This is a genomic window from Pseudomonas sp. 1 (assembly GCF_056626735.1).
Genome location: NZ_JBWXMQ010000028.1, coordinates 43,377 through 53,911, shown reverse-complemented (window position 1 = coordinate 53,911; position 10,535 = coordinate 43,377). Strand labels below are relative to the sequence as shown.

General features: G+C 60.3%; 13 protein-coding genes. 1 reads left to right on the top strand and 12 read right to left on the bottom strand.

Features of this window, described 5'->3' with window-relative positions:
• Nucleotides 1-112: 112 nt before the first annotated feature.
• From AC1MDC_RS27675 to AC1MDC_RS27645, 7 genes are all read right to left on the bottom strand, one after another.
• Nucleotides 113-460 (bottom strand): ribonuclease E inhibitor RraB, encoded by a 348-nt coding sequence (locus AC1MDC_RS27675; RefSeq protein ID WP_085701190.1) that lies wholly within the window; start codon nt 458-460, stop codon nt 113-115.
• A 209-nt stretch (nt 461-669) separates the two neighbouring features.
• The gene (locus AC1MDC_RS27670; RefSeq protein WP_085690506.1) at nt 670-903 is read right to left on the bottom strand and encodes a hypothetical protein; all 234 of its coding nucleotides are present in this window, start codon (nt 901-903) and stop codon (nt 670-672) included.
• Nucleotides 904-1,059: 156 nt separating this feature from the next.
• A complete protein-coding gene (gene speE / locus AC1MDC_RS27665; RefSeq protein ID WP_085701189.1) occupies nt 1,060-1,935 on the bottom strand; it encodes a polyamine aminopropyltransferase in 876 nt (291 codons plus the stop codon).
• Between the two features lie 253 nt (nt 1,936-2,188).
• A complete protein-coding gene (locus AC1MDC_RS27660; protein ID WP_007959984.1) occupies nt 2,189-2,380 on the bottom strand; it encodes a PLDc N-terminal domain-containing protein in 192 nt (63 codons plus the stop codon).
• A gap of 71 nt (nt 2,381-2,451) precedes the next feature.
• Nucleotides 2,452-2,982, bottom strand: coding sequence for a hypothetical protein (locus tag AC1MDC_RS27655; protein ID WP_085701188.1), 531 nt, complete (start codon nt 2,980-2,982; stop codon nt 2,452-2,454).
• 90 nt (nt 2,983-3,072) lie between these two features.
• Complete coding sequence (locus AC1MDC_RS27650) at nt 3,073-3,591, bottom strand: ankyrin repeat domain-containing protein (protein WP_085705301.1); 519 nt, start codon at nt 3,589-3,591, stop codon at nt 3,073-3,075.
• A gap of 97 nt (nt 3,592-3,688) precedes the next feature.
• The gene (locus AC1MDC_RS27645; protein ID WP_480394110.1) at nt 3,689-5,527 is read right to left on the bottom strand and encodes a long-chain-acyl-CoA synthetase; all 1,839 of its coding nucleotides are present in this window, start codon (nt 5,525-5,527) and stop codon (nt 3,689-3,691) included.
• A 387-nt stretch (nt 5,528-5,914) separates the two neighbouring features.
• Between AC1MDC_RS27645 and AC1MDC_RS27640 the strand changes: the two genes are divergently transcribed.
• Complete coding sequence (locus AC1MDC_RS27640; RefSeq protein WP_085701185.1) at nt 5,915-6,193, top strand: DUF3509 domain-containing protein; 279 nt, start codon at nt 5,915-5,917, stop codon at nt 6,191-6,193.
• 78 nt (nt 6,194-6,271) lie between these two features.
• On the opposite strand, the gene mtnC is transcribed toward AC1MDC_RS27640, so the two are convergent.
• The 5 genes from mtnC to aroC all read right to left on the bottom strand — a co-directional run bounded on the left by mtnC (nt 6,272) and on the right by aroC (nt 10,488).
• Nucleotides 6,272-6,955: an acireductone synthase gene (mtnC, locus tag AC1MDC_RS27635; RefSeq protein ID WP_085701184.1), complete on the bottom strand. Its 684-nt coding sequence runs from the start codon at nt 6,953-6,955 to the stop codon at nt 6,272-6,274.
• A 4-nt stretch (nt 6,956-6,959) separates the two neighbouring features.
• Entirely contained in the window at nt 6,960-7,505 is a 546-nt protein-coding gene (locus tag AC1MDC_RS27630) for a 1,2-dihydroxy-3-keto-5-methylthiopentene dioxygenase (protein WP_039770173.1), read from the bottom strand.
• Nucleotides 7,506-7,596: 91 nt separating this feature from the next.
• Complete coding sequence (locus tag AC1MDC_RS27625) at nt 7,597-8,223, bottom strand: methylthioribulose 1-phosphate dehydratase (RefSeq protein WP_085710648.1); 627 nt, start codon at nt 8,221-8,223, stop codon at nt 7,597-7,599.
• Nucleotides 8,220-9,365: an MFS transporter gene (locus AC1MDC_RS27620; RefSeq protein ID WP_480394109.1), complete on the bottom strand. Its 1,146-nt coding sequence runs from the start codon at nt 9,363-9,365 to the stop codon at nt 8,220-8,222. The genes AC1MDC_RS27625 and AC1MDC_RS27620 overlap by 4 nt, the downstream gene beginning before the upstream one ends.
• A 31-nt stretch (nt 9,366-9,396) precedes the next feature.
• The gene (aroC, locus tag AC1MDC_RS27615) at nt 9,397-10,488 is read right to left on the bottom strand and encodes a chorismate synthase (RefSeq protein WP_227234993.1); all 1,092 of its coding nucleotides are present in this window, start codon (nt 10,486-10,488) and stop codon (nt 9,397-9,399) included.
• Nucleotides 10,489-10,535: the final 47 nt, after the last annotated feature.

Below are 10,535 nucleotides of genomic sequence, written 5' to 3'. Positions count from 1 at the left end.
TTTTTTTTGCGCCGGTTTCTTGTTTCAGGGTTTTGCCGTGCAATGTTCAAGGTGCAGAAACGACAACGGCCGACCCGAAGGTCAGCCGTAGCTCGACGTGTTGCGAGAGTAATCAGTTCAAACGGTGCCGGCTGCGGATCTCCTGTTTCACGCCCCAGCCTTCGATGATGCCGCCCAAAGGCTCGACCACCGCCGAAAAGCCCTGCTCGAAATCGCCAATATCGTCGTAGGTTGCGTACATCACTTTGCTCAATTCCAGCGACCAGGCGCCGTCGTCGCGCGCACTGACCTGGGCATTGATGGATTCACCGCGAAACTTGCCTGCCGCCCTGCGCGCCCGCTCCTCGTCCGGGAAAATGGCGTAGAACTCGATGGGATGGAATCGGGAAAAATCGAAACCGCCTTCTTTCATGCGGCGCAGCACGCTGCTGCTGATGTCTTCTTGATAGGCTGTGCTCATGAAACGTCCCCCTCGCATAGATGGATAGACTTTCCGTATTCCCTGCACCTGGCCGAACAGCCCAGGCATTACGGCAACCGCGTTGCCGCCGGGAAACAAGCATGTAGCTGACAAGACCAGACCTTAGCGATCCGTTCGCTGATCTCGCTTGCAGAGTAGCCCCAAGAGAGAGCCGCTGCCAAGGCCTGGCAAGTAATGTAAAAGAAGATTCAGATTGGGGTGATGCTGCGGATTTCGATGCTGTGCTGGGTTTTCAGGCTTTTTACGCCGGCATCGGCGGTGCGCCCTTCCAGGTCGTTCAGGTCAAGCTCGGCGGCGACCGGCAGCAATCGTTCCTTGATGAGGCGGGCTGCCCGTTCATGGCTGGGGCATTCCTCGCACTCGAAGACCTCGTCGATCGTTTCACCATGATCGTCCACGAAAGTGACTTTCCACTTTGACATCGGAGCCTCCTCGATCAAACCCGCAAGTGGGCTTACATCTATCTCGACTTTTGTCAGGATTGATCGTTCCCGGGGATTGCAGCCTTGAACATTAAAAAAAGCCGAGGCCGGTGTGTTTTCGCACACCGGCCTCGGCTTTTTCTTACCCGCGAAGGATCAGTCGTTGCTGGGCTTGTTCACCGCTTGCAGCACGTATTGCGGCAAGGCGAAGGCGCCAATGTGAATTTCCGGGTTGTAGTAGCGGGTGACGATGCCGCTGCCGATGAAGCGCTGTTGCAGGATTTCGCGACTCAGCTTGCGGTAGGCCGGGTTGGTCGAACCCCAGGCGAACGTCATCGAACCGCCGATGTAGGTCGGCACGGCCGCCTGATAGAAGTGCCAGTCCGGGAACAGGCTGCGCAGGCGGCCGGCGGTGGTTTTCACTTCTTCGATCTGCATGAACGGCGTGCCGTTCTGGGTCACGAGGATGCCGCCCTCGTTCAGGCAGCGGTGGCAGGCCTGGTAGAAGTTTTCCGAGAACAGCACTTCGCCCGGGCCGATCGGGTCGGTCGAGTCGGAAATGATCACGTCGAATTTTTCGGTGGTGGTGGCGACGAAGCGCATGCCGTCGTCGATCACCAGATTCAGGCGCGGATCGTCGTAGGCGCCCCTGGAGTGGTTCGGCAGGAACTCCTTGCACATGTCGACCACGGTGCCGTCGATCTCGACCATGGTGATGTGCTCGACGCTCGCGTGTTTGGTCACTTCGCGCAGCATTCCGCCGTCGCCGCCGCCGATGATCAGCACGCGTTTGGCGGTGCCGTGAGCAAGGATCGGCACGTGGGTGAGCATTTCGTGATAGATGAATTCATCGGCTTCGGTGGTCTGGATCACGCCGTCCAGCGCCATCACCCGGCCCATGCGCGGGTTCTGGAAGATCACCAGGTGCTGATGTTCGGTGCGCACTTCGTGCAGCAGTTTTTCCATGCGAAAACGCTGGCCGTAGCCTTCGTACAGGGTTTCCAGGTATTCGCTGGTCTTGGTGACGGTCATGGTGAAGTGCTCCGATGAATGCGCGGGCGCCAATCGTCAGGTTCGATTGCCCGGGAAAGGCGCGCATTCTACGTTGCCGAAGATGACAGGTCGAACCTTCCGCTGACAGACGACATTTTGAAGCCGCAGAAAGGCAAATGTGGGAGCGAGCTTGCTCGCGAAGAGGCCATCCGACTCAACACATTTGCTGAATGAAAAATCGCCTTCGCGAGCAAGCTCGCTCCCACAGGAAAGAACCTGTTCAGTTGTGAAACTAGATCCGCACGTTGCCCCGCGGCCCGGCAATCGCCCAAATGATCAGGCCCAGTACCGGCAGAAGGATGATCAGCAGCACCCAAAGGATTTTCATCCCGGTCTCGGCGCCGCTTTTCAGCACATTGATGATCGCCCAGATGTCGAGCGCAAGAATGATCAGGCCGACCAGGCCGTTGAACGTGGAACCCATAGTGTCGCTCCAGAATAGTGGCATGCACTTTTAGGATAGACGGCCGCGCACAGGGTTCCCTTTTATTGCGTTCAAACGTGAACGGCGACCTTCAGGGCTTCCAGCGACGGCGCGGCAGCAATGCCGACTTCGGCGCACAGTTCCATTACCCGTGGCACGTCGTTGCCGTAGACCAGCACCACTTGCAGTTCGTCGTCGAGCAACTGGCTGAAGTTCATCAGCGTGTAACCGCCGTTTTCCTTGTTCAGGCTGCTCATCTGCACCTGGATGCGGTTGAGCGCGGTCAGCGCTTCGGTCTTGGCCAGTTGCTTGGGCTTGAGGTTGAACTCGACGCCTGGCCCGAACGAGGCAATGATCTGCGCGAACAGGTCAACGTAGGTGTCGGCCTGGAACAGCACGGTCTCCGGCAGACTGCCGACCACGACCCACTCGCCCAGCGGAATCGGGAAAGTGTCGTCGTAGTTGATGTCTGGGTTGGCGGTCAGAAAGGCGTCGGCATCGGCGTAGGCCTGTGCCGCTTCGTCAGCGACCTTCAGGATCTCGTCTTCGCCCATGCAGCCGGAGCTGATTTTGCTGATGAGTTCGGCGAGTGCGGCTTTCATGGGGGCGGATCCTGTGGCGAAGGGAATTTTGAGGGCGCGAAGGATAGCGCATTCTCGCCTTCGCCACAGAGCGGGTTCCGGCCAGCGGCTTCAGCCCAGCAGTTTTTCCAGCTGCGCGGTGGTGTCCACAGCGCCCATGGTGCGGGCAGCGTCCAGCGCGGTGATGCCGTTGGCATCCTTGGCTTTCGGGTCCGCGCCCTGGTCGATCAAGTAGTCGACGATTTCAACCCGGTTGAACATCGCCGCCATCATCAGCGCCGTGCGTCCGTCAAAGGAAGCGCCTTCGATCTGCGCCCCACCGGCGACCAATGCCTTGACCACCGCCAGATCACCCTTGAACGCCGCGCCGGCAATCGGGCTCTGGCCGTTGCCGTTGCGTTGTTCCGGGTCGGCCTTGTGCTTGAGCAGCACTTGCACCGCGTCCACGTGACCGTAGTAACTGGCGAGCATCAGCAGGGTGTCGCCCTTGCTGTTGGTCAGGTTCACCGGTAGGCCCGCAGTGATCAGGCGATCCAGCATCACCGCATCGCCCTCGCGCGCCTTGTTGAATACCTGTTCGGTGAATTCGGCAGCTTCTTCGGGGGTCATCTGGCGGCTTTGGTCGGACATTGGGCAACTCCACTTTCGGTCAATCGGAAAGCCGATAGTTTCCCGAGCGCGGCGATAGCTGTCATCCCCTTTTTTCCAAGACCGGCGATAGCCAATATCAATAGCGGTACTTGCCTGCACGGATATCCGCGAGAACTTCATCCGTCAACTGTACGTAGGTTTCGGTCCCCGGCAGCCAGGCATAGATCGGGTCATCCCCCGTCAGGCCAGGATCGAAGCCTTCGTTTTTCAAGCGCGTCTTCTGGTATTTGAAGGTGCCGGTGGTTTCCATTTTCACCTTGACCCGCAAGAACAGCGGCACCGCGTAGGCCGGCATCCGTTGGCGGGCGAAGGCCAGCAATTCGGCGAAATCCAGGGTTGCCAGCGACTCGGCCGGGGTGATAGCCGCCATCCCGGCGCGGCCATTGGTGTTGGGGATTTCCACGCCATAGGCCACGGCTTCGGAAATGTGCGGGTGCTGGAGCAGCAGATTTTCAACCTCGGTGGTCGAGACGTTCTCGCCCTTCCAGCGGTAGGTGTCGCCGAGGCGGTCGACAAACTGCGCATGACCGAAACCGATGTTGCGCAGCAGATCGCCAGTGTTAAAAAAGCGATCGCCCTTGGTGAATACGTCCTGCAGCACGACCTTGGCGGTTTTCTGCGGATCGGTGTAACCGTCCAGCGGCGCCTTGTCGTCGATTCGCGCCAGCAGCAGGCCCCGCTCGCCCCGGTCGACCTTGCGCATGAACCCGTCAGCGCCACGAATCGGCTCGCCGCTGTCCTGATCGTAGGCGACCAGCTCCCAGGCCATCAGCGAGAAACCGATGGTGTTGTCGAAGTTGAGGATGTTGGTGAAGCCGATATTGCCGTCGCTGGCGGCGTAAAGCTCGCAAATGTGTTGCACCCCGAAACGGGTCTTGAACTCGGCCCACGCGCCGGGCCGCAGACCATTGCCAATCATCTTGCGCACGTCGTGACGGCTGTCGTCGGCGCTGAGCGGCTGATCCACCAGATACCGGCACAACTCGCCGACGTAACCGATGGTGGTGGCGCGGTAGCGGCGCACATCGCTCCAGAATTGCCGGGCGCTGAACTTGCGGCGAATGGCGAAGCCGGACGCGCCGTTGACCGCCGAGCCCCAGCACACGCAAAGCCCGGTGGCGTGGTACAGCGGCAGGGTGCAGTAGACGATGTCGTCCGGGCGCATGTCGAGGGCGATCATGCCGAAGCTCGCCGAACTGCGCATCCAGCGCCCGTGCTTGAACACGCCGGCTTTCGGCAAACCGGTGGTGCCGGAGGTGTAGATATAGAAACAGGGGTCGTCGAAAAAAATCTGCCGGCTGCTGGCCGGGTTGTCGCCCGAGGCGTCGGCACTGGCGCTGATCAGGTTGATATAGCCCTCGGGCGCGATGCCCGGATGGCTGAAGGTATCCTGATCGGCGACGAACCAGATGCGCATTGCAGGGATCGACACTTGCTCGCGTACCGCCGCAAATGCCGGCAGCAGTTCCTCGCCGACGACGATCGCCGCCGGCGTCACCAGATTGATGCTGTGAATCAGCGTATCGCGGGTCTGCGAGGTATTGAGCAGCGCGCTGACGGCGCCGACCTTGGCCAGCGCCAGAATCGTCACCAGCAGTTCCGGGCGGTTCTCGATGAACACCGCCACCACATCGCCCTTGCCTATGCCCTGCCCGATCAGATAGTGGGCGATGCGGTTGGCCCACTGGTTGACCTGTGAATAACTCAGCACCACCTCGCCCGAGAGCAGCGCAGGGCCATCGGGGTTACGCAGGGTCGCTTGCTCGAATGTCCAGCCCAGGCCACAGGTTTGGGTCGGATCCTTGACGTTGGCCACCTTCATGCCTTTCACCACCCGTGGGATAGCTCTGGCAATCGTCGGCAGTTTGCGGAGCATCATGCCCCAGGTAATCGTGTCGCTCGGCGCGTGGCGCATGGCAGCTCCCGTTCGACCTTGACGTGCAGGCCGGATTTTTATTGTCGGGCAATCGGGTGAGGCAACCGGCGCTTCTCGAGCGAGGGTCGAGGCCGAAAATACGTCAGGGATTCGCGGGCTGTACACGCGGTTTTTGCAATGTTTTGTATCCGCCAGCGCTACAAGACGAAGCGCGATTGCGGCAGTCCGGAATGGTTCCATCAGATCGACAACGATCCCGCAAAATGCAGGATGCACGATGGCCATTCATGCAGATTGCACGACAGGAGAAATCAATGAATTTTATATGTTATTGATTTATAAGGATTTTTAAAAACGAAAATACTGGCACAATCGCTGCAACTCCCTACGCATGCTTGCCATTCAAGTGCATACGGAGCGAAAGACATGAACCTGATCCAAGAAAAATTTACTTCCCTGTTCTCCAACTTCGCCGTCACCACTGCGCCACGTCCTGATGGCGGGATTTTGCTGACCCTGAAGAGTGCCGACGGCAAAGTGTTCAAACGCGTGCTCTCCTATCAGCAATTGCACGCCGCCGACCAATTGTCGTGGGCGATCAGCGCGATCCGCCGTGATCTCGCGGAACAAGCCAGTGAGCTGCCGCAAATCGGCATGCTGCAAAGTCAGCAGCGTTTTGCCCTGCCGACCTATCACTCGATGTAATTCGAACACCGTAAAAAAAAACAGGCCGTGAAGCTTTCGCTTCACGGCCTGTTTTTTTTACGCGTCGATTGTGTGAACTCAGAAGGCTTCCGGTTCGATCCCGGTAAAGCTGTCGACGGTCACATGCCCTTCCAGCTCCCCGCCCTCACGGGCCAGCCCGCAAGTTTGCAAACCGGCGGCCCTGGCGGCGTCGAGTTCCTGGACGATGTCGGACAGAAACAGAATTTCTTTCGGCTCCACTCCGATGGCCTGCTGGATATTGCTGTATGACTGCGCTTCGCGCTTCGGGCCCGACGTGGTGTCGAAGTAGCCGCTGAACAGCGGCGTCAGATCCCCGGCTTGCGAGCAGCCGAAAATCAGCTTCTGCGCCTGGATCGAACCGGACGAATAAACAAACAGTTGATATCCGGCCTGATGCCAGCGCTGGAGCGCTTCGACGGCGTCCGGGTAAACATGCCCCTTCAACTGCCCGGCCTGATAACCCTGTTCCCAGACCATGCCCTGCAACGCTTTCAGCGGCGTGGCTTTGCGGTCTTCGGCGATCCACGCCAGCAGAATTTCCACGACCCGCTCAACGTCGGCGTGCGGTTCGTTGCTGTCGCGGCGCACCGCGTCCAGTTGCTCGGCGACGTCAGCGCGCTGGGCATTCTGGCGAACGAAGTCCGGCAGATGTTTCGCTGCGTACGGGAACAGCACGTCGAACACAAAACTCACCGCGCTGGTGGTGCCTTCGATGTCGGTGAGAATGACCTTGATCGACATCGGCTCAGTCCTCCAGACGCGGGAAGCGGCCGGCAATGTCTTCGCCGGTGAAGTTGGCAACCCAGCCTTCAGGGTTGTTGAACAGACGGATCGCCACGAAATGCGGGTTCTCGCCCATATCGAACCAATGCTTGGTACCGGCCGGCACCGAAATCAGGTCGTTCTTCTCGCACAGCACGGCGTAGACGTAATCGTCGATGTGCAGGGTAAACAGGCCACGACCGGCGACGAAAAAACGCACTTCGTCTTCGCCATGGCGATGTTCTTCGAGGAACTTGGCGCGCAATTCGGCTTTTTGCGGATGGTCGCTGTTGAGGCTGATCACATCCACCGTGATGTAGCCGCGCTCGGTCATCAGTTTGTCGATCTGCTCTTTATAGGCTCCGATCACCTCTTCCTGGCTGGCACCGGGCTGGATTTTCGCGGCGGCCTGCCAGCGGTCGAAGCGTACGCCCTGCTCGGCCAGGGTCGAGGCGATGTCTTCGAAATGGGTCAGCACCTTGTTCGGAATTTCGGGGCTGGAAACGTGATAGACGGACAGGCTGCTCATGGGGCACTCCTCGGTATCGGCCTTGCCGTCCGGTTCTTTCAGACCGGTCGGGCACTGCATTCATCAGGCAAATGGGCTGGTTCTGGTGAAGTCAGCCTTGGCGGTTCATGACGCTGCGGGTCTTCAACTCGCATTCAAACAGGAATTCAAAGGCCTCGATCTGGCGCAACGCGTCGCTCATCTGCGCGCCCCAGGTGTAGAGACCGTGGCCGCGAATCAGATAACCGACGCAATCGGGATGGGCGTCGAGCCAAGGCTGCACCTTGGCGGCAAGGCGCGCAATGTCCTGATCGTTGTCGAAGATCGGCACGCGCACCCGGGATTCGTGGGTGGAGATGCCGCTGAAGGCCTTTTGCAGTTCGTAGTCTTCGAACTCGATAAAGTCTTCCGGCGTCAGGCGCGACAGCACCGTGGCGTTCACCGAATGGGTGTGCAACACGGCGCCGATTTCCGGACGCCAGCTATAGAGCTGGGTGTGCAGCAGAGTTTCGGCGGACGGTTTTTTGCCCGGTTCCAGGCTGTTGCCGGACAGGTCGGTAGCGAGCACATCGTCCAGACCCAACTGGCCCTTGTGCTTGCCGGACACGGTCAGCAGCGCTTCGCTCGGTGACAGGCGCGTCGAGTAATTGCTGCTGGTGGCCGGCGACCAGCCGCGACCATAAAGAAAACGCCCGGCGTCGACAATTTGCTGGGCGAGCTGTTCACGGGTAAGGCTCATGGCCTGTCCTCTTGCATTCGAATGGCAATGATAACGGCAGCGGCGAGCGCTGCGAGACTGGCAATACTAAAGGTCAATGTCGCGCCGAGGGCATTCCAGCTGTAGCCGGAATACAACGCGCCGAGCGCACCGCCCGTGCCGGCCAGCGCTGCGTACAACGCCTGGCCCTGCCCTTGCTGGCGCGCGCCGAAGCTACGTTGCACGACCGCGATGGCAGCCGCATGAAAGCTTCCGAACGTCGCCGCGTGCAGCACCTGGGCAAACAACAGGATCCACAGGAATTCGGCGAACGAACCTAGCAGCAACCAGCGCAGCGCCGCCAGCAGAAAACTCGCCATCAGCACCCGCCGCAGGGAAAAACGCGCGAGGATCCGGCTCATGGCCATGAACATCAGCACTTCCGCCACCACGCCGACCGCCCAGAGCATGCCGATCACGCCACGGCTGTAACCCAGTCGTTCGAGGTGCAAGGTCAGAAACGTGTAATACGGCCCGTGACTCATCTGCATCAGCGCCACGCAACCGAAGAACGCCAACACGCCGGGATTGCGCAACTGTTTGAGAAAGCCTTCGCCCGTCGGCCGGTTACCCTGAGGCGGCTGAGCGTTCGGCACCCACAAACTGCTGAGCACGATGCCGGCCATGATCAACACCAGCGCCGCCGGGTAAATGTCGAGGCTGAGCCATTCGAACAGGCGCCCGAGGGCGACCACGGTGATGATGAAACCGATCGAGCCCCACAGGCGAATCTGACTGTAGCGGGCGGTCTGGCCCTGTAAATGCGCCAAGGTGATGACTTCGAACTGCGGCAGCACCGCGTGCCAGAAGAAAGCGTGCAAGGCCATGACCATCGCCAGCCAGGCGTAGGTCTTGCTGACGAAGATCAGTGAGAAGGTCAGCAGCGTACACACCGCGCCAAAGCGCACGATCGCCAGGCGTCTGCCGGTGTAATCGCCAAGCCAGCCCCAGATGTTCGGCGCCACGCAGCGCATCAGCATCGGGATCGCCACCAGCTCGCCGATGCGCGCGGCGCTGAATCCGAGGTGATCGAAGTACAGCGCCAGAAACGGCGCCGTCGAGCCAAGCAAGGCGAAATAGAACAGATAGAAACTGGACAGCCGCCAGTACGGGAGCGCCGCCACGGTCAGACCGCGGCGGCTTTGAGATCACCCATCAAAGCTGACCCAGCACCGGAGTGCTTACACGCACGTCGGCGTTCTGGCCACGGTGACGCAACAGGTGATCCATCAACACGATGGCCATCATCGCCTCGGCAATCGGCGTGGCGCGGATGCCGACGCACGGATCGTGGCGGCCTTTGGTAATCACTTCGACCGGGTTTCCATCGATGTCAATCGAACGGCCCGGAGTGGTGATGCTCGAGGTCGGCTTCAAGGCCAGGTGCGCGACGATCGGCTGACCCGAAGAGATCCCGCCGAGGATGCCGCCGGCGTTGTTGCTGAGGAAACCTTGCGGGGTCAGTTCGTCACGGTGCTCAGTGCCGCGTTGGGCGACGCAGGCGAAACCGGCGCCGATTTCCACGCCTTTGACCGCGTTGATGCTCATCAGCGCGTGGGCCAGTTCGGCGTCGAGGCGGTCGAAGATCGGCTCGCCCAGGCCCGGCATCACGCCTTCGGCAACCACGGTGATCTTCGCCCCGACGGAGTCCTGATCGCGGCGCAACTGGTCCATGTAGGCTTCCAGCTCCGGCACTTTGTCCGGATCCGGGCTGAAGAATGCATTCTGCTCGACCGATTCCCAGGTCTTGAACGGGATTTCGATCGGGCCCAGCTGGCTCATGTAGCCGCGAATGACGATGCCCTGGCTGGCCAGGTACTTCTTGGCGATGGCGCCAGCGGCGACGCGCATGGCGGTTTCCCGCGCGGAGCTGCGACCGCCGCCGCGATAATCGCGCTCGCCGTATTTGTGGTGGTAGGTGTAGTCGGCGTGGGCCGGGCGGAACAGGTCCTTGATCGCCGAGTAGTCCTTGGATTTCTGGTCGGTGTTGCGGATCAGCAGGCCGATGGAGCAGCCGGTGGTGCGACCTTCAAACACGCCAGAAAGGATTTCGACTTCGTCGGCTTCCTGGCGCTGGGTGGTGTGGCGGCTGGTGCCCGGCTTGCGACGGTCGAGGTCGCGCTGCAGGTCTTCAAGGGAAATCTCCAGGCCCGGCGGGCAGCCGTCGACAATGGCGACCAACGCCGGACCATGGCTTTCGCCCGCGGTGGTGACAGTGAACAGCTTGCCGTAGGTATTGCCGGACATGCAGGACGCTCCGTGAAATCGAACCCAAATTCGTGATGCGCGCCAGT